Here is an 18,829-nt window from a genome sequence, read left to right on the forward strand (position 1 = left end):
AGACGGTGACACGGGCTTGCCTGATTGCAGGGGTATAGACCCTGCTACTACTTCTTATTGCGACGCTGGTGACGAGTCTTGCGAAGCAGCTTGCGGTGCTTCTTCTTCGACATACGCTTGCGGCGCTTCTTGATAACGGAACCCACGGAACCTACCTTGATTGTTGGAAAAGCTTGCGTGTATGTGACCACACACGAGCGTCCAGAACGCGCTGGACGCGACAGACGGTTACCTAGCCTACCGCGCCGGAGGACCGATCGTCATCTTCGGCCACAAATCCGCCTTGGAGGGCGGCCTGCTCCATGAAGGTTTCGACCGCTTGCTGGGGAACTCGGAAGGACCTACCGAAGCGCACAGCGGGGATTTCTCCCGCGTGCACCCAGCGGTAAACGGTCATGCGCGAGACGCGCAGCATGTCCGCCACCTCGGCGACGGTCAAAAAGGTTGTGCGCGATGAGCCGTTGTCAGCCATGTCTAAGTTTCTCCCTCTCAGCAATCAGCCGGTCTATCGGCCGGTTGCTCCTTCTACTGTAGGGGCAGAAGTGACAGTTGTGAAGATGAGAGAACGTGCCGATGAGTCATAAGGGGACGCCAAGTGGTGGCAACCTAATGATGTAGGCGGTCTATCTAGGGCCGTGGAGGAGGCGCATGAGCACGCTGAGCAACGCGCGCGCATCGATTGGCGAATGGGTCGACCGCGTCGCCCTTGCCGCACCCGCACGCCTCACGCTCATCACCTTTGGCGCCGTGATCCTGATTTTCACGAGCTTGCTGTCCCTGCCGGTCGCCACGACATCTGGGCAGCGCGCACCCTTCATCGACGCCCTCTTCACCGCAACTTCCGCCGTGTGTGTCACCGGCCTGACTACGGTCAACACCGGAACGTACTGGTCCGCATGGGGGCTGGCGATTATCGCGGCAGGCATCAAGATTGGTGGCCTGGGAATCATGACGCTGGCGTCGCTCGTTGGCCTGGCGGTCTCCAGGCGGATTGGGCTTACCCAGCGCCTGCTCGCGGCCGGGGAGGCTCGTGCCAGCGGTCTTGGCGACCTACGCTCGCTACTGCGCACCGTGGTCATCATCTCGTTCTCCATCGAGATCACCATCGCGCTAGTGCTGTTCCCTCGCTTCCTTACCCTCGACTACGGGCTCGGTCGCTCAGCGGGATACTCGATCTTCTACGGCATCTCCGCGTTCAACAACGCTGGCTTCTCCCCCGACCCCGAGGGGCTCTACCCGTTCGTCAACGACTTCTGGGTGCTGATCCCCCTAGGACTCGGAGTGCTGGTTGGCGCGCTCGGCTACCCCGTCTACCTCAACTTGATTCGCGGTTGGCGCCGGCCCAAGTCCTGGTCCTTGCACACCAAGCTCACACTCATCATGGTCGCGGCCCTGGCCCTAGTCTCCGCTGGAATGCTGGCCATCCTCGAGTGGTCCAACCCGGCCACACTCGGCGACGCAGCCACACACGAGACCATCGCCAGAATCTTCTTCCAGTCCATCAACCAAAGATCCGGCGGCTTCGCTTCCTTCGACATCTCTCAGGCGCGCGAGCAAACCTGGCTGCTCGAGGACGTGCTGATGTTCATCGGTGGCGGCTCCGGCTCGACCGCCGGCGGCATCCGGGTGACCACTCTCGCGGTGCTGTTGCTCGCGATCTGGGCTGAGGCTCGAGGCCGCCGCGACATGGAGGCCTTCGGCAAGCGCATCGGCACAGAGGTACTGCGCGGAGCAGTCGCCATCACCATCGTCGGTCTCTCGGTCGTGATCGTCGGTACGGGAATCTTCATGGCACAGACCGACATCCCGCTCGACAGATCGCTTTACGAAGTCGTCTCCGCCTACGCCACCTGCGGACTCAGCACCGGCATCACCAGCACGTTGCCCGACGATGCCAAGACGACCCTTGTTGTCATGATGTACATCGGTCGCGTGGGCTCGCTCACCATCGCGGCTGCGCTAGCGTTGAACAAGCAGCGCCGCGTCATTCGGTATCCCTCAGAAAGGCCCCTCATTGGCTAACAAGGCCTCCTCCGCCTCCGGCGTTCTGGTCATCGGACTGGGTCGCTTTGGTTCTGCGCTCGCGGACACGTTGGACACCATGGACGTCGAGGTGCTCGCCGTGGAACGCGACGCAGACCTCGTCGAGCGCTGGTCCAAGCGCCTGCCCGTTGTCGAAGCCGATGCCACTGACCCTCGTGCACTCGAGCAGATGGGCGCGCGCGAGTTCGCGGCCGCCGTCGTCGGCGTCGGCACGTCACTCGAGGCGTCCGTGCTCATCACCGGAAACCTCGTCGACATCGGCATGCCGGAGATCTGGGCCAAGGCCATCAGCGACGAGCACGAGCGCATCTTGCGGCGCATCGGCGCGCACCACGTGGTGCTGCCCGAGTCCTCCGCGGGAGCCCGCGTGGCCCACTCGGTGGGCGGCAAGATGCTCGATTACATCGAGGTCGAGGACGGGTTCACCGTCGTCAAGATGCGCCCGCCTAAGGAGACGCACGGCTTCACGCTCGATCAGATGGACCTGACTGAGAAGTATGGCGTCCGAGTCATTGGCGTCAAGAGCCCCGGGCGCGACTTCGAGTACTCCAGTCCCGACACCGTGGTCAACTCTGATGACCTGCTGGTGGTCGCGGGCGACGGGGAGCTGCTCGAGCGCTTTGCACAGCGTCCGTAGGTAGCTCTCAGTAGTGGGTGCCGCTCTCGAGGCCTAAGACTCAAGCACCCCTCGCGTAACGGAGTCGCCGCTGTGCGTCGGAACGCCATCCAGAGGCTCCACCGAGATGTCGACGATGGGGAAGGCGGCCACCGAGTAGCCGTTGGGGATCACGAACTCCTCGTTGGCCTGGGTGAGGTGCCCCAAGCTGACCATGCCCTCGATGTTCGGATCGATGAGCCACACCTCGAGGTAGCCGTCGGAGACGTCCTCGAAGTCCGTATCAGTGTCGACAACGAGCACCTCGCGGCCGTCGTCGAGCGTCTCGACTCGTGCCGTGCCCGCGTTCGCCTCGGTCGCAAGGTCGGTGAGCGCGGCCTCCGCGATGATGCTTCCCGTTGGGTCGGAATTATCTAGAATACCTGCGACGATGCCACCGCCCACGACTACTCCTACGACACCCGCGGCGATGCCGATCAACCATGGCGTGTACCTCCTGTGGCTGACGTGGGCGCCCTCCGCGCCGGGTTCGCCACGCGACTCCGCCTGCGCATCCCTGCGCGCGGAAAGGTCGGTAATAAACTCCTCCGTGGCATCGGCCGATGCCGTGGCCTGGTCGGTGGAGTCGTCACCACCGGCGATGGGCAGGTCAATCACGAGGGGCGTCGCCGGTGACTCAGCGTCGGAACCCGCAAGCAGTTCGTCGCCGAGCTCGTTGGCGATCTGCTCCCATACGCGATCGGGAGGAGTCAGCATCCCCGAACTGCGTCCGAGGGCGCCAATGCGATCAGCGAGCGTGCGCATGTGCTCAACCCGGTTAGCGCATTCAACGCACTCGGCTGCGTGCATGGCCGCCGTGGCGTCCTGGTCGTCGCCCACTGAAAGGCTGGCGACTGCCTCGTCATCAAGATGCGACATCGGACACCTCCCAGCGGTTGCGCAACGTTATGAGGCTACGGCGTATATGGCTCTTCACAGTCCCCAGCGGCATCTCGAGTTGCTCAGAAATCTGCTCGTGAGTCTGGCCGTCGACGAACGCGAGCGCCATGATGGTGCGCCGCGGGTCTCCCAACGTCTCCAGCTCATAGGACAAAAGCACCTGGTCTAGTTCCGCATCCAGGCTCGCGGAGTCCTCAACGACGGAACGCACGGCATCCACCTTACGGTTCTCGCGGCGCCGCTTGTCGAGCGCGTCGGCGATGCGGCGACGAGCGATTCCCACCACCCAGCCGCGGACCTCGCCACGTGACGGATCGAAAGTGTCGCGAGCGCGCCACGCGGAGACAAATGTTTGCTGTGTCACGTCTTCCGCCTCGTGAGTGTCCCCGAGTGCGCGCACAGCGAGCGTGTAGACCAGCGCCGATGCGTCGCGATAGATGCGCTCGAGCGAGCCTTCCGCTCCTGCGGCGAAGGCGATCCCTGCATCGTCCGTACTGAAGGCGTCCGGGCGCTCATCAGAGGGGCCGTCGTTGGGCGGCTGTGAAACCATCCGCGTAACCCCCTGAATAGAACCGACCTTCGTGAGCGACGCTAGTCATTGACCCGCTCCGCCCAGACAATCACATTGTCATCGTAATGACGAGTACTCCAATTAAATTCCCCTCCACAAGTGACCAACACGAGGTGATGACCGAGCGAGCCGTCCAGGATGCGCTCAAAGTCCACCGTGTCCTTGGAGGTCTGTTCAATGGCGGATACCCGGTAGCGGGCGGTCGCGCCGTCCTCGAGCTCCACGTCCACCTCGGCGCCCTCACTCACGTCTTGGAGCGCGGCGAACGGACCAAGCCCGGTGGGTGAGTCCACGTGAGCGGCGATGAGCGCGATTCCGTCGTCGGCCCCCGGCGCGGCCATGGCCCGGTACCAGCCCGCTACCGCCGCGGTCTCCGGGATCTCGAGCGTGCCATCGCGAAGAAGTCCGACGTCGGTGACATCCATGTCGATGCCGAGGTCCGCCACGGTGAGGCGGACCGGCTCGGGTGCGCGCTGTTCGGCAAGGTAGTCGAGGTCTGCGGTGTAGACGGGCATCTGGGGCGCGGCGACCGGTGCTCCCACACTCGGGATCTCACCCGACCTTGTCGCGCGTACCGACCCACCACTGGCAGCAGGGGCAGGGCTAGCCGTCGCGGCGCGCTGGATGGACTCGGGAACTCCCGAGCCATCGGTGGTGGCACAGCCGGCGAGCACCGTGGCCGCCATCAGTGCGCCGACGACGTAGCGGACGAGGCGGCGAAGGCTGAGCGATGGCGTGGACCCGCCCACCGCACGCTTACCGCGGTGGGTGAGAACTTTAGAAGTACGCACCTTCTGACACCTTTCTTGAGTCCCCCTTGTTTTGCCTCGCGCCTCACGACGCGAGCGGCAGGGGCGCCCCTGGGGGGAGAGGGACGCCCCTGCCGTGAGTGTCACGCGACAGCTACGTGACGTTCTCGTTAGCGGCGGCTACGCGCCACCGCCGCGGTTGCACCGAAGCCTGCGAGCCCCAGTGCCGCGATGATCCCCACGGCCCACAGGACGGTGGAGTTTGAGCCAGTGTCAGCGAATCCCGCGGTTCCGGCCTGAACGCCGGTGGGAGCCGCTCCTGCGCTGGCGGTGTCGACCGTCTGCACCGCGAGCGCGAGGTTGGCATCTGCCGCACTGCCCCAGGCATAGACGATGGTGTTGACGCCATCCTTGATCGGCACATCGGCCGGGCCAATGACCGGGTCACTCTCTCCGGTGAGCGAGACTGCCGCCTCATAGGTAGCAGCGGGCACGTCGGCCATCATCTCGTTCGGGTTAGCCAGGTCCTCGAACAGCACCTCGCCATCCGCCCAGACGTCCACCGCGGGGGCCGCGGCGACGTGACGCACCGTGAGTCGGCCACTGCCGGATGCGGCCGACGAGATGTCGTTGGTGAACAGCGTGGCGGTGGGCTTGGCGTCCGCGTACAGGTGAGCCACTGCGGTGTAGCTCATGTCGGTGTCGAGCTTGAGGTCGATGGGCCCAAGAACGGGAGCCGAGTCGTCCGCAGCATCGGCCGCGGTGATCGCGACAGAGTACGTGTCCGGCGCGAGCTGCAAAGGTCCGCCCATGTCACCAGGCTTAAAGTCGTCGAGCGTAAGGTCGCCGTTCACGTAGACATCTACGGTCAGGTCGGGAATGCCATGCAGAACTGACAGTTCCGCCTTGCCGTCGTCGACGGCCATTGCGGGTGCCCCAAGTCCAGCGGCGAGCACAGTGCCCACCGCGATTGAGGCGAAAATTGTCTTGCGCATCTTGCCTTCTCCATTCCGGGGGTCACGTTGTTGTGACCCGCCTTCATGAAGTACTTCCGACGAAGGGGCTCATTTGGATGCAGCGGCTTCGATAACTTTTTGGTCCGCCTAGATACCAGGATGATTACGGTTGCCCCCAACGCTTTCGCGGTGGTGTGCGTCTCCCTACTATGAACACCATGACTAGCACTCGCACCCACACCACGTCGCGTCGTGTCCGCATTGGCGGGACGCTTGCCTCGCTCGTCGTGATTGCGGGGGTGCTCACCGGCTGTTCGTCCTCTAGTGAGGACTCCGCCGCCACCTATGAGGGCGGTGAGGCGGGCGCGGATGCCGCATACGTCGACGAGTCAGCGGCCCAGGCGCCCGGCGCTGAGATCGCCCAGGCGCCCGGCGCCGAGAATGTCCAGACATCGGTCGCCGACCGGTCCGTCATCGTCACCGGCGCCATGTACATGACGGTCGAAAAGCCAATCGCGGCTGCAGACCAGGCGGTAGGCATTGTGCAGGGTTCTGGCGGACGCATCGACGCCCGCAGCGAGACCGCACCCGATGAAGGCTACGGAGGCTCGGCCTACCTCACCATGCGGATTCCCTCGGACAAGCTCGACACGGTGGTCGACGACCTGCGCGACCTGGGCACGGTTGACGAGTTCAGCACCCAGTCCAGCGACGTCACGACTCAGGTAACGGACCTGGAGGCACAGATTTCCACGCTGCGCGCATCCACGGCGCGCATCGAGGCTCTGCTGCTTGAGGCCGAGGACATCTCCGACATCATCAAGCTCGAGGCCGAGTTGGACAGCCGCCAGGCGGAGCTCGAGGGCCTCGAGGCACGCCAGCGCGGCCTTGAGGATCAGGTGTCGATGTCGACCATCGACCTGTCGCTCACCACCGAGCCGGTCGTGATTGTCGATGACGAACCACAGAACTTCTGGGACGCCTTGGCGGCCGGGTGGGGTGCGCTCGTGACCTTCCTCGCCGGCGCGCTGATCGTGCTCGGGGTGCTGCTGCCCTGGCTCGTGCTGGCGGCAATCATCGCCCTCGTGGTCCTCCTCCTGATCCGCGCCGGACGGGCGCGCAAGGCTCGCCGACCTGCCAAGGCACCTCGTCCACAGCCCGCCTACGCGCGCACTGGAGCCCCCGGCCAGCCGTGGCAGCAGGGTCAGCCGGCACCATACGCCCAGCCTGCGCAGCAATCGCAACCCGCGCCGCAGGCGCCAGCCCAGCCGGACGAGGCCGTAGGACCCGACGCCCCCAAGCCAGCATCGGGCGACAGCGATAAGTAGCCGGCCAGAGGCCCACCAAGGCTCCTGTGCTTACGTCTAGGCGCAGAATCAGGCAACTCTGGACCCGGATGTAAGCGCAGGAAAAAAGTAGCCGCCTGGCGCACCCCAAGGGGGCGTGCCAGGCGGCTGCGTCTTTGAGTTAGCGGGTCGCTAGACGACCGCGTCGACCACCACGGTCGATCCAGCGGCTGCGTACGGCACGGTGTTGCCGTCGATCGCCACGCCGTCCACGGTCAGCACCGCACCCTTGCCGCCCGAGTTCGTCACGTTGATGATGTACTCGGCGCCACGGATCTGGCGCTTGACGGTGAACTGGTCGATCTCCGCGCCGATGCAGGGGTCCACGACGAGCCCGTCGTAGTCCGCGCGCACGCCCAGCAGGTACTGAGAAACCGTCACGAAGTTCCAGGACGCAGTGCCAGTCAGCCACGAGTTCTTGGCCTGGCCGTGGCGCGAGGCGTCCTTGCCGGCGATCATCTGCGCGTAGACGTAGGGCTCGAGTTGGTGTACCTCGGACATCTCCTCGCGGTATGCGGGGGCGATCTGCTTGTAATACTCCCAGGCGTACTCGGCGCGACCCACGACGGTCTCGGCGATGATCACCCAGGGGTTGTTGTGGCAGAAAATGCCGGCGTTCTCCTTGTAGCCCGGCGGGTAAGTCGAGACCTCACCCAGTTCGATCTTGTACTCGGTGAAGGCGGGGTTGAGCAGCACAATGCCGTGGGGGGTGTTCAGTCGCTCACGAGTCGCGTCCAGCGCCTTGATGGCGCGCCCATCCTCGACGCCCAGGCCGCCCATGATGCAGTAGCCCTGCGGCTCGATCCAGATCTGCGCCTCGTCGTTCTCGTGGCTGCCAATCTTGTTGCCGTAGAAGTCGTAGGCCCGCAGGAACCAGTCGCCATCCCAGCCGTGCTCCATGACTGCTTCGCGCATCGTCTGGATGGCCGCCTCTGCCCGGTCAGCCTCAGCATCGTCTCCCCGGCGGCGAGCCAATTCGACGTAGTCGGGACCAATGGCCACGAACATGCCCGCAATGAATACGGACTCGGCGACGCCGCCGGCCTGGTTCTCGGTGGTCTGGAAGGACTCGCCCGGGGTGTCGGAGAAGCAATTGAGGTTGAGGCAGTCGTTCCAGTCGGCGCGGCCGATCAGCGGCAGACCGTGCGGTCCTAGGTTGTTGGTCACGTGGTCAAACGAGCGCTTGAGGTGCTCCATGAGCGGAACCTCGGTGGCGGGGTCGTTGTCGAACGGCGTGGGCACGTCAAGGATCGAGTAGTCGCCCGTCTCCTTGATGTAGGCCGCGGTGCCGAGCACCAGCCACATGGGGTCATCGTTGAAGCCAGAGCCCACCGCATTGTTGCCGCGCTTGGTGAGTGGCTGGTACTGGTGATAGGCGCTGCCGTCCTCGAACTGTGTCGAGGCGATGTCGATGATGCGCTCCTTGGCACGCTCCGGCACCAGGTGCACAAAGCCCAGCAGGTCCTGGTTGGAGTCACGAAAACCCATGCCGCGGCCAATTCCGGTCTCAAAGTACGAGGCCGAGCGCGACATGTTGTACGTCACCATGGACTGGTACTGGTTCCAGATGTTGACCATCCGGTCAAGCTTCTCGTCATTCGAGGACACCGTGTACGAGCCCAGCAAGTGATCCCAGTAGGAGTTGAGTTTGGCGAACTGCGCGTCCGTCTTCTCGTTGGAGTCGAACTTCTTCAGTAGCTCCAGAGCGGGCGCCTTGTTGACGATGCCCTTGGACTCCCACTTGTCCTCGCGGGCGTTCTCGAGGTAGCCCAGCGTGAACGTGTAGGTCTTTGACTCGCCGGGGGCGAGCGTCACGTCGAGCGAGTGCGAGCCGATCGGGTACCAGCCGGACGCGACCGAGTTCGCGGACTTGCCCGCCGCAGGCACCTCAGCCTCGCCGAAGCCGTTCTGGTGACCCAGGAACGTATCGCGGTCAGTGTCGAAGCCCGCGATGGGGGCGTTCACGCCGTAGACCGCGAAGTGGTCGCGCCGCTCGCGGTACTCGGTCTTGTGATAGATGTTGCCGTCCACCACCTCGACCTCGCCGATGTTGAGGTTGCGCTGGTAGTTAGTCTGGTCGTCTTCGGCGTTCCACAGGCAGAACTCGACAAAGCTGAACAGTGTGACCGATTTCTCGGAATCGGACTCATTGGTGACGGTGACCTGGTGGATCTCCGCATTGATGTCCACGGGCACAAAAAAGAGGGTGGAGACCTTCAGCCCGCCGCGCGAGCCGGTGATGCGCGAGTAGCCCATGCCGTGGCGGGTCTCAAAGAAGTCGAGCTCCGCCTTATAAGGGAAGTAGCCGGGGCTCCACACGTCGCCGCCATCGTTGATAGAGAAGATGCGGCCACCCGAGTCCACGGGGGTGTTGTTGTAGCGGTAACGCGTGAGGCGACGCATCTTGGCGTCACGGTAGAACGAGTAGCCGCCACCCGTGTGGGAGATGAGTCCGAAGAATTCCTGTGACCCGAGGTAGTTAATCCACGGATAAGGAGTGTGTGGTGTGGTGATGACGTACTCGCGTGCGTCATCGTCAAAGTGTCCGAACTTCATCATGCCCTTCCCCATTGAAGGCGGTGCAACCCAGCCTTCGACTGCCCGAGCGGGGCAAGACCTACTAGATCATGCCCAACCCGCGCGCTATCGAAACGATTCGTTAATGCCACTACGGTACACGCTAGCGCACGCAACCGGGAAACTTTCCTGAACTCAACTCGGCTAAGCGCGTGCTTCTGTGCCACCTACTGCACGCGTGACCGGTAGGTTTGGCACATGCTGCTGTCAGATCGCGATATCCGAGCCGAACTCGATGCGGGCCGCGTAGCCCTCGACCCCTACGAGCCTGGCATGATCCAGCCCTCGTCAATCGACGTACGCCTCGATAAGTTCTTTCGCGTGTTCGACAACCACAAGTACGGCGTAATTGACCCGTCCGTCGACCAGCCCGACCTGACCCGTCTGGTCGAGGTTGAGCCGGACGCGCCCTTCGTGCTCCACCCGGGAGAGTTCGTCCTGGGCTCGACGTACGAGTCCGTCACGCTCCCCGATGACATCGCGGCGCGTCTCGAGGGCAAGTCCTCGCTCGGACGACTCGGCCTCATGACGCACTCGACTGCCGGTTTCATTGACCCCGGCTTCGTGGGCAACGTGACCCTCGAGCTCGCAAATGTGGCCACCCTGCCCATCAACCTGTGGTCCGGCATGAAGATTGGCCAACTGTGCTTCTTTCGCCTGTCTTCCGTCGCTGAACACCCCTACGGATCTGCCGCGTATGGCTCGCGGTACAGCGGCCAGCGCGGACCCACGGCCAGCCGCAGCGCACAAAACTTCCACCGCACCGAGGTCTAAAGCTACTCGCGGCGCTCAATGACCGCCGGCAATCCATTCGCGCCCAGTCTGATGGGTCCGCTTGAGTAACCCCTTGGGGCCGGGCGCGCGAACAATTGACATGTGGGTCCCTACGGCTAGGCTGATGCCGTCTTGAGGAGGACCAACAATGACCGATTCCCCCGTACCCGGCTGGTACACCGACCCACAGGACGCCACCGGCCTCCGCTACTGGGATGGCGCAGGCTGGACCGAACACACCCACAGTGCCGCCGATGCCGCGGCCGCCACAGCGGCAGCCTCGGCGATGCCGCCCGCCACCACCCAGCAGTCAGCGCCGCAGGATTCGTTCGCAGCCCCGACCGCAGAATCGGGCGGATACGGCGACGGCGTCGCCACTAGCGAGGGAGCAGCCCCCGCCGTTGCGTACGGCTCCTACGGAAGTTCTGAACACGTCGCCGTCGGCGGCACCGAAGAGAGCAAGGGCGGCCTGAGCAAGGGCGCACTCGTCGGCATCATCGTTGGCGGTGCCATCCTCATTGCCGCGATCATCGGCGCTGTGCTCCTGTTCACGAAGAGCGGCTCCGACGACGCCGCCACCACCGATCCGGTCGCCAGTGAGGACTCGGGATCCGCCACCGAAGACACGGCGACTGACGATGCCCCCGGAACGGACGACACCACTGGCGACGATGCGCCGGCAGGCGACGAGACCCCGGCCGGCGACGTCGCGACCGGGGCGGGCAACGCCGTGGTCCCCGATGGCTGGACGGCAGTCACGAGCGAGAGCGGGGCCGTCACTTTCGCGCACTCGCCAGACATGAGCGATGCCTCCGAGTTCATCGACCTTGGCGCACTCAACGAGCAAATGTCAGCCGCCCTGCCGGGTTCGACGTCGGAGATCAGCGGCATGTGGGTGGACGTCACCGCGACCGACACCTCGGGGTCATCCGTCATGGTCTTGGCAACCAACAGTGCGGTGAACTCCGGCAACCCCTCGGTGGAGCTCGAGGCCTTCGCGCAGTCCGCGACCGGGGGCGCGGAGGACCTCGTCATGAGCGAGACCAGGGAATCCGTCACTGCTGCTGGTTACGACGCCGACACTCTCGACTATTCCTCGACGTCACTTGACGTCAAGGGGTACTCCTCGGTGACGATTATCACCAACGAGGATGCCTCATTGTTCGTTTTCGCGTCGAGTACTCACGACGCTGAACAGGCGGCGGATCTCAACCAGAAGACGGTCGACTCGGTAGTGATCAACCACGCGCCGTAAGGGCCTACGTCGCTCCGCGACACCTCTCGACCACGGCGGCGCCGGTCACTATGACCGGCGCCGTTCGCCTTCCCTCTCGCCCCCACGCGAGGCAAGACCGGAGTTCTCCTGTCGCGGCATCGGCGCTATGCTGGCGTTTCACGACAGGGGAGCGTTTCCCGCAAGGGACCAGAACGCTGAGAGTGCGGAACCGCCGCAGACCCTCGAACCTGATCCGGCTCACACCGGCGTAGGGAGTCGAGTCTCGTCCCCTCCTTGAGTATCGGGAGGATTCACCATGCGCACAGTGCGCACCGCCGCCATCGCGGCAATCACCATCTCCACGCTCGCGCTCGCCGCCTGCTCGTCCGGCGACCCGGACAGCGAGTCGAGCGACACCCCCACTACCGCTACGGCCAGCTCTTCTGAGCCCACCGCAGCCGCGGGCGGCCTGGGCACCGAGGTCACAGTCGTGACGCACGACAGCTTTGCCGTGCCCGATGACGTACTTGCAGCGTTCGAAGAGGACAGCGGCCTCAAGGTCACCTTTGTAGCCCCTGGTGACGGTGGCACGCTGGTCAACCAGCTGATCCTTACCAAGGACGCACCGCTTGGCGACGTGGTCTTTGGCGTGGACAACACCTTTGCGTCGCGGGCCATTGACGAGGACGTGTTTGCCGACTACGCCTCCTCCGCACCTGCCGCAGCGCAGGCTGCGCAGTACGCAGTCCCCGACAGCGCCGCGCTGACTGCGATCGACTTTTCAGACGTGTGCCTTAACGTGGACAACTCATGGTTCGAGGCCAACGACGTCGCCGTTCCGGCGGCACTCGACGACCTCCTCAAGCCCGAGTACAAGGGCCTGCTTTCCGTCACTAACCCCGCGACGTCCTCCCCCGGGCTCGCGTTCTTGTTGGCGACCATCTCCGCGGAGGGCGACGGCTGGCAGGACTACTGGACCGCGCTGAACGACAATGACTTGCGCGTGACATCCTCCTGGTCAGACACCTATTACACGGACTTCTCCGCCCCCAACTACGGCGGCGACTACCCCATTGTCTTGAGCTACGCGTCCTCCCCGCCCTACGAGGCTGGCGAGGATGGCACCACCCCCACGTCGGCGCTGCTGGACACGTGCTTCCGTCAGGTCGAGTACGCGGGCGTGCTGAACGGTGCGAAGAACCCCGCAGCCGGGCAGGCCGTAGTGGACTGGATGCTTTCTGACGATTTCCAGGCCTCCATCCCCGAGAACATGTACGTCTACCCGGTATCCACCTCCGTGGCGATTCCCGCTTCGTGGGAGGAGTCCGCGCCGCTCGCCACCACTCCGTGGACCTTGACTCCCGCGGAGATCACGGCAAACCGGGACGACTGGATTCAGCAGTGGACGGACATCGTCACGCCGTAGCGCGCGACTGATCCGTCGAGGCCGAGAAACGCCGATGCTGCGCCGACGCTCGCTCCACCCCGCGTGGTGGGCGCTGGCGGCCGTGCCGGTGGCGTTTCTCGGCCTCTTCTTTTTGTGGCCGCTGCTGACGATCCTGGGGCGTGGGCTCATCGTCGACGGACACCTGGACGTGGCCGGCGCGTGGGAGGTCTTGACGGAGCCGCGAACGGGCAAGGTGGTCGCCACCACGATCTGGCTCGCGTTGCTCGGTACGGTGGGGTCGCTACTGCTAGGGGTGCCCGCCGCGTACGCACTGTTCCGGGTCCGCTGGCGCGGACAGAAGGCGGTGCGCGCGCTCGCTACCGTGCCGTTCGTGTTGCCCACCGTCGTGGTCGCAGCGGCCTTTTCAGCACTGCTGCGACCGTCAGGTCTGCTCGGCCACTTTTCACTCGACCAGTCGATGGCCGCCGTCGCCGCCGCGCTGGTGTTCTACAACGTGGCCGTGGTGTTGCGAGTGGTGGGCGGAACTTGGGCTGGCCTTGACCCCTCAACCGTCGCCGCCGCGCGCGTACTCGGCGCCAGCCGCTGGCGAGCCTTCCGTGAGGTGACGCTTCCCGCGCTCATGCCTGCCGTGGCATCGGCCGCCGCCATCGTCTTCCTGTTTTGCGCCACGTCCTTTGGCGTGGTGCTGGTGCTGGGAGGCACGCGTGTCTCCACCGTGGAGACCGAGATCTATCTGCAGGTCAACCAGTTCCTCGACCTGCGCGCGGCTGCCGTGCTGTCAATATTGCAGTTACTGATTGTGGGCCTTGCGCTGTGGGTGGCGGACCAGGCGCGCAAGCGCCGCGAGCGCGCGACGTCGGGTAAGCGCCTGGACGGCACCCGGGCGGCACGCCGAAAGGACGTCCCCGTACTTGCGGCGATTCTGGCGGCTCTGGGGCTGGTGTTGCTCCCGCCCCTGTATGCGTTGGTGGAGCGCTCGCTGCGCACGGCATCGGGACACGGCTTTGACCACTATGCGGCGCTGTTTCAGCAACCCGGGCGATCAGTCCTGCCGGTACCGGTGTGGGAGGCGGCGGTGAACTCGCTCGAGACCGCGGCGCTCGCCGCGGCGGTGGCGACCATCCTCGGCGTCGTGGTGGCGCACCTGGTGACGCACCGAACCCGGCGCTCTGCGCTGCTCGACACTCTGGTGATGCTGCCGCTGGGAGTCAGCGCCGTGATGGTGGGACTCGGCATGCTGCTCACACTGAACCAACCCATTTTTGGCGTGACAATCGGTGGTTCGTGGTGGCTCGTGGCCGCGGCGCAGGCGGTGGTCGCGTTGCCGCTCGTGGTCCGCAGCATCGTTCCCACCGCCAGGGCCATCGATCCACATCTGCGCATGGCGGCATCATCTCTTGGCGCGAGCCCGTGGCGCGTGTGGCGGACCGTGGACTGGCCGCTACTACGCGGCACCACCGGGCTGGCGCTAGGGTTCGCGTTCGCGATCGCACTCGGGGAGTTCGGGGCGACCAGTTTCTTGGCGCGTCCAGACCGGCCCACGCTGCCTACGGCGATCTACCGACTGCTGGGTCGCCCCGGCCTGGAGAACATCGGCATGGCGTTCGCGGCCTCTGTCTTGCTCGCCATCATGACCGCGTCCGTCATGATGGCATCAGAGCGTATGCGTACGCAGGTAGGAGCTGATCTGTGACTAAAAATGGAGCCGGGCTAGAAGTTGCGGGACTGCGCGTGACGTATCCCGGAAAACCTCCCGTAGAGGCGGTCGCGGGCGTGGACCTCACTGTCGTACCCGGCCAGATCGTGGGCCTGTTGGGACCGAGCGGGTGCGGCAAGTCGACGCTGCTCAGCGCCATCGTGGGCGTCGTGGAGCCCGATGCCGGCTCGGTCGCGTGGGACGGCGTCGATGTCACGCACACTCCCATCCACCAGCGCGGGTTCGGGTTGGTATTCCAGGACGGACAGCTGTTCCCTCACCGGACGGTGGCGGGCAATGTGGGCTTCGGCCTCGACATGGCCGGGGTTGCCCGCGCTGAGCGCGACGAACGGATTGCTGAACTGCTAGAGGTGGTGGGCCTGGCGGGCTATGGGGGTCGCGAGATTACCGAGCTGTCAGGCGGGCAGCGTCAGCGCGTGGCGGTGGCACGGTCGCTCGCCCCGCGACCCCGGCTGCTGCTATTGGATGAGCCGCTGTCCGCGCTGGACTCGGAGTTGCGTGGGCGCCTGGCCACGGACCTGGGCCAGATTCTGCGGCGCTACTCCATGACCGCCGTGATGGTCACGCACGATCCGCGCGAGGCGGAGATGGTGTGCGACCGCGTGGTGCGGATGCGGGACGGGGTGCTTCTCTAGCAGTCGCAGGCGATGCGATTGCCCGCCTGAAGCGCCGGCGCGGTGAGGGAGTCAGGTGCGCGGGTTGCGTCTACCGTGGCGGGAACGCCCGTGATGGGGTCGGAACCTGCGGCATCCACGGGATAACCCTCGCGCGCCCAGTACTCGAAGCCACCAATCATCTCGCGGACCTCGTAGCCCAGCTCAGAAATGATCAGACCCGCGCGGGTGGCGCCGTTGCAGCCAGGACCCCAGCAGTACACAACGAACCTCGTGCCAACGGGATACTCGGGGATGCGCTGGGCCATCTCTGGCTTGGGCATGTGAGTCGCGCCGCGCGCGTGGCCCTGGTCCCAGGCGATCTGGTCGCGGGTATCGATGAACACGAAGCCCGCGTCCTGGCTCTCGAGCGCTGAATGGACGTCGGAGGCGTCCGTCTCGAAGGCGAGTTTGGCGGCGAAGTGGGCTGCAGCATCGGCCGTCATTGCGGTGGCGGTGGCATCGATTGTCATGGGGCGAATCTACCCGAGCGCGCGATTCCTTGGGGCAATGGAGCGGCGCGCACTAGAGTTGAGCGTTGGCGACTCAAGTTTGACGAATTCACTTGACAACCCGTCCCAAATCCGCATACTTGAGTGTAGGCGGCTCAACTTTGAGAGCCGGACTCAACCGTGGGCCAAGAAGGGCCCAGCGGCGCAAGCCGCAGACAAGGAGAATCACATGTCACGTGCAGTAGGCATTGACCTCGGCACCACGAACTCGTGCGTTGCCGTACTTGAAGGTGGCGAGCCCACCGTCATCGCAAACGCAGAGGGCGCCCGCACCACCCCGTCGGTGGTCGCGTTCTCGAAGACCGGTGAGGTGCTGGTCGGCGAGATCGCCAAGCGCCAGGCCGTCACCAACGTTGACCGCACCATCGCGTCGGTCAAGCGTCACATGGGAACCGACTGGGACCAGGAGATTGAGGACAAGAAGTACACCGCGCAGGAGATCAGCGCGCGCATCCTCGGCAAGCTCAAGCGTGACTCCGAGGAGTTCCTCGGCGAGGCCGTGACTGAGGCCGTCATCACCGTTCCCGCGTACTTCAACGACGCCGAGCGCCAGGCCACCAAGGATGCCGGCGAGATCGCGGGCCTCAAGGTCCTGCGCATCGTCAACGAGCCCACCGCTGCAGCACTCGCGTACGGCCTCGACAAGGGCAAGGAAGACGAGCTCATCCTGGTCTTCGACCTCGGTGGCGGAACGTTCGACGTCTCGTTGCTCGAAGTGGGCAAGGACGAGGACGCCTTCTCGACCATCCAGGTCAAGGCCACCGCAGGTGACAACCGCCTGGGCGGCGACGACTGGGACCAGCGCGTCGTTGACCACCTCATCAAGGAGGTCAAGAACGGCCAGGGCGTCGACCTGTCCAAGGACAAGTCCGCCGTGCAGCGTCTGCGCGAGGCGGCAGAGCAGGCCAAGAAGGAACTCTCCTCGGCCAACTCCACCAACATCTCGCTGCAGTACCTCTCCATTGGCGAGAATGGCCCGGTCCACTTGGACAGCAAGCTCACGCGCGCTCAGTTCCAGGAAATGACCAAGGACCTACTCGAGCGCACCAAGGCTCCCTTCAAGCAGGTCATCAAGGACGCCGGCGTTCAGCTCAGCCAGATCGACCACGTCGTGCTCGTGGGTGGTTCCACCCGCATGCCCGCCGTGACCGAGGTCGTCACCGAACTCACCGGCGGCAAGGAGCCCAACAAGGGCGTCAACCCCGATGAGGTCGTCGCAGTAGGCGCCGCCCTGCAGGCTGGTGTCATCACCGGTGAGCGCAAGGACGTGCTGCTGATTGACGTCACTCCCCTGAGCCTCGGCATCGAGACCAAGGGTGGCGTCATGACGTCGCTGATCGAGCGCAACACCGCGATCCCAACCAAGTCCTCCGAGGTCTTCTCGACTGCTGACGACAACCAGCCGTCCGTGATGATCCAGGTCTACCAGGGTGAGCGCCAGTTCGCCCGCGACAACAAGCTGCTCGGTACGTTCGAGCTCGGTGGCATCGCACCCGCACCACGCGGCGTGCCGCAGATCGAAGTCACGTTCGACATCGACGCCAACGGCATCGTGCACGTGCACGCCAAGGACCGCGGAACGGGCAAGGAATCGTCCATCACCGTGACCGGCGGCTCGGCACTGTCCAAGGAAGACATCGAGCGCATGGTTCAGGACGCGGCCGAGCACGAGGCAGAGGACAAGCAGCGCCGAGAGGATGCCGAGACCCGCAACAATGCCGAGTCGTTCGCGTACTCCACGGAGAAGATCCTGGGCGAGAACGAGGACAAGGTTCCTGCCGAGGTGGCCGAGGACGTCAAGGCCGCGATCGCCGAGGTGAAGACCGCGCTCGAGGGCGATGACACCGCAGCCGTCAAGACCGCGCACGACTCGCTGGTCGAGAAGGCTCAGAAGATCGGCGAGGCCGTGTACGCGGCTCAGCAGTCCGAAGGCGCAGACGCGGGCGAGAGCGAAGCTCCCGCTGGCGATGACGCCGCATCCTCCGACGACGAGGAAGACGTCGTTGACGCCGAGATCGTTGACGACGAGGAAGACGAAGAGAAGAAGTAGCGCCCGATGCGACGGGCGGGTTGGCACACGCCGCCCGCCCGTCGCGCGTTACCCCACTCACCGCTCCATAGGAGGACATCGTGACTGATACACCCGAAGACAAGCCCAACGACGACGCGACCCCCAGCGACGACGCAGAGAACAACGACGCATCGGCCCACCACGGCGACGATGCTCTCGCCGACGTCGAGTCGATCCTCAACGAGGCCGGCTCGAACCTCGACGCCGACCAGGACGGCGCGGGCGACGCGCTGACCAAGGCTGCGAACATGGCCGCCGAGCACCTCGAGGACCTGCGCCGCCTGCAGGCCGAGTTCGTGAACTACCGCAAGCGTGTGGACCGCGACCGCGCGGCTCTTGGCGACCAGGCTCAGGCCAAGGTCATCGAGTCGCTCATCCCTGCCCTAGACGACATCGCCGCCGCTCGCGAGCACGGCGACCTGACCGATGGCCCATTCGCGTCCATCGCGACCAAGCTCGAGGAGTCCCTGGGCCGGCTTGGCTGGGAGCCTTACGGAGCCATCGGTGACGAGTTCGACCCCCAGATCCACGAGGCACTGATGTCTCAGCCCAGTGCCGAGGTCACCGTGCCCACCGTTCAGCAGGTTGCCCAGCCGGGCCACCGCATCGGCGACAAGGTGTTGCGCCCCGCGCGCGTCATCGTCGCTCAGCCCGAGTAATCACCCGCTAATGCTTCGCGAA

18 protein-coding genes and 1 riboswitch are annotated in these 18,829 nt (G+C 64.9%); of the genes, 10 read left to right on the forward strand and 8 right to left on the reverse strand.

Features of this window, described 5'->3' with window-relative positions:
• Window positions 1–47 precede the first annotated feature (47 nt).
• Window positions 48–146 (reverse strand): 30S ribosomal protein bS22, encoded by a 99-nt coding sequence (locus tag AOP77_RS12085; protein ID WP_005504750.1) that lies wholly within the window; start codon window positions 144–146, stop codon window positions 48–50.
• Window positions 147–232: 86 nt separating this feature from the next.
• Complete coding sequence (locus AOP77_RS04205; protein WP_061963415.1) at window positions 233–472, reverse strand: helix-turn-helix domain-containing protein; 240 nt, start codon at window positions 470–472, stop codon at window positions 233–235.
• A 176-nt stretch (window positions 473–648) separates the two neighbouring features.
• On the opposite strand from AOP77_RS04205, the gene AOP77_RS04210 reads away from it, so the two are divergent.
• Window positions 649–2,022: a TrkH family potassium uptake protein gene (locus AOP77_RS04210; protein ID WP_062209707.1), complete on the forward strand. Its 1,374-nt coding sequence runs from the start codon at window positions 649–651 to the stop codon at window positions 2,020–2,022.
• On the forward strand, window positions 2,015–2,680 hold the full coding sequence (locus AOP77_RS04215; protein ID WP_062209710.1) for a potassium channel family protein: 666 nt from the start codon (window positions 2,015–2,017) through the stop codon (window positions 2,678–2,680). The genes AOP77_RS04210 and AOP77_RS04215 overlap by 8 nt, the downstream gene beginning before the upstream one ends.
• A 33-nt stretch (window positions 2,681–2,713) precedes the next feature.
• Here AOP77_RS04215 and AOP77_RS04220 read toward each other — a convergent pair whose 3' ends face one another.
• The 4 genes from AOP77_RS04220 to AOP77_RS04235 all read right to left on the reverse strand — a co-directional run bounded on the left by AOP77_RS04220 (window position 2,714) and on the right by AOP77_RS04235 (window position 5,913).
• Window positions 2,714–3,577, reverse strand: coding sequence for an anti-sigma factor (locus AOP77_RS04220; RefSeq protein WP_062209713.1), 864 nt, complete (start codon window positions 3,575–3,577; stop codon window positions 2,714–2,716).
• Window positions 3,564–4,148: an RNA polymerase sigma factor gene (locus AOP77_RS04225; RefSeq protein ID WP_062209716.1), complete on the reverse strand. Its 585-nt coding sequence runs from the start codon at window positions 4,146–4,148 to the stop codon at window positions 3,564–3,566. The genes AOP77_RS04220 and AOP77_RS04225 overlap by 14 nt, the downstream gene beginning before the upstream one ends.
• A gap of 41 nt (window positions 4,149–4,189) precedes the next feature.
• Window positions 4,190–4,960, reverse strand: a complete 771-nt coding sequence (locus tag AOP77_RS04230; RefSeq protein WP_062209718.1) for a class F sortase — start codon at window positions 4,958–4,960, stop codon at window positions 4,190–4,192.
• 128 nt (window positions 4,961–5,088) lie between these two features.
• Window positions 5,089–5,913 (reverse strand): DUF4397 domain-containing protein, encoded by an 825-nt coding sequence (locus tag AOP77_RS04235; RefSeq protein ID WP_062209721.1) that lies wholly within the window; start codon window positions 5,911–5,913, stop codon window positions 5,089–5,091.
• 179 nt (window positions 5,914–6,092) lie between these two features.
• On the opposite strand from AOP77_RS04235, the gene AOP77_RS04240 reads away from it, so the two are divergent.
• Window positions 6,093–7,202, forward strand: a complete 1,110-nt coding sequence (locus tag AOP77_RS04240; RefSeq protein WP_062209724.1) for a DUF4349 domain-containing protein — start codon at window positions 6,093–6,095, stop codon at window positions 7,200–7,202.
• Window positions 7,203–7,352: 150 nt separating this feature from the next.
• On the opposite strand, the gene AOP77_RS04245 is transcribed toward AOP77_RS04240, so the two are convergent.
• On the reverse strand, window positions 7,353–9,779 hold the full coding sequence (locus AOP77_RS04245; protein WP_236685747.1) for a glycoside hydrolase family 94 protein: 2,427 nt from the start codon (window positions 9,777–9,779) through the stop codon (window positions 7,353–7,355).
• A gap of 216 nt (window positions 9,780–9,995) precedes the next feature.
• Here AOP77_RS04245 and dcd point away from each other — a divergent pair, with 216 nt between their 5' ends.
• The 5 genes from dcd to AOP77_RS04270 all read left to right on the forward strand — a co-directional run bounded on the left by dcd (window position 9,996) and on the right by AOP77_RS04270 (window position 15,547).
• Window positions 9,996–10,571, forward strand: coding sequence for a dCTP deaminase (dcd, locus tag AOP77_RS04250; protein ID WP_062209736.1), 576 nt, complete (start codon window positions 9,996–9,998; stop codon window positions 10,569–10,571).
• Window positions 10,572–10,719: 148 nt separating this feature from the next.
• On the forward strand, window positions 10,720–11,826 hold the full coding sequence (locus AOP77_RS04255) for a DUF2510 domain-containing protein (protein WP_062209739.1): 1,107 nt from the start codon (window positions 10,720–10,722) through the stop codon (window positions 11,824–11,826).
• A gap of 135 nt (window positions 11,827–11,961) precedes the next feature.
• Window positions 11,962–12,079, forward strand: a riboswitch (TPP riboswitch).
• 24 nt (window positions 12,080–12,103) lie between these two features.
• Window positions 12,104–13,213: a thiamine ABC transporter substrate-binding protein gene (locus AOP77_RS04260; RefSeq protein ID WP_062209742.1), complete on the forward strand. Its 1,110-nt coding sequence runs from the start codon at window positions 12,104–12,106 to the stop codon at window positions 13,211–13,213.
• Between the two features lie 34 nt (window positions 13,214–13,247).
• A complete protein-coding gene (locus tag AOP77_RS04265) occupies window positions 13,248–14,888 on the forward strand; it encodes an ABC transporter permease (RefSeq protein ID WP_062209745.1) in 1,641 nt (546 codons plus the stop codon).
• Complete coding sequence (locus AOP77_RS04270; RefSeq protein ID WP_062209748.1) at window positions 14,885–15,547, forward strand: ABC transporter ATP-binding protein; 663 nt, start codon at window positions 14,885–14,887, stop codon at window positions 15,545–15,547. Before AOP77_RS04265 ends, AOP77_RS04270 begins: the two co-directional genes overlap by 4 nt.
• Here the strand turns inward: AOP77_RS04270 and AOP77_RS04275 are convergent.
• On the reverse strand, window positions 15,544–16,038 hold the full coding sequence (locus tag AOP77_RS04275; protein ID WP_236685748.1) for a rhodanese-like domain-containing protein: 495 nt from the start codon (window positions 16,036–16,038) through the stop codon (window positions 15,544–15,546). The two genes, AOP77_RS04270 and AOP77_RS04275, sit on opposite strands and share 4 nt — an antisense overlap.
• A gap of 208 nt (window positions 16,039–16,246) precedes the next feature.
• Here AOP77_RS04275 and dnaK point away from each other — a divergent pair, with 208 nt between their 5' ends.
• Window positions 16,247–18,127: a molecular chaperone DnaK gene (dnaK, locus tag AOP77_RS04280; protein WP_062209751.1), complete on the forward strand. Its 1,881-nt coding sequence runs from the start codon at window positions 16,247–16,249 to the stop codon at window positions 18,125–18,127.
• An 80-nt stretch (window positions 18,128–18,207) separates the two neighbouring features.
• Window positions 18,208–18,807 (forward strand): nucleotide exchange factor GrpE, encoded by a 600-nt coding sequence (locus tag AOP77_RS04285; RefSeq protein ID WP_062209754.1) that lies wholly within the window; start codon window positions 18,208–18,210, stop codon window positions 18,805–18,807.
• Window positions 18,808–18,829: the final 22 nt, after the last annotated feature.

Source organism: Demequina oxidasica (assembly GCF_000975115.1).
Taxonomy (GTDB): domain Bacteria; phylum Actinomycetota; class Actinomycetes; order Actinomycetales; family Demequinaceae; genus Demequina; species Demequina oxidasica.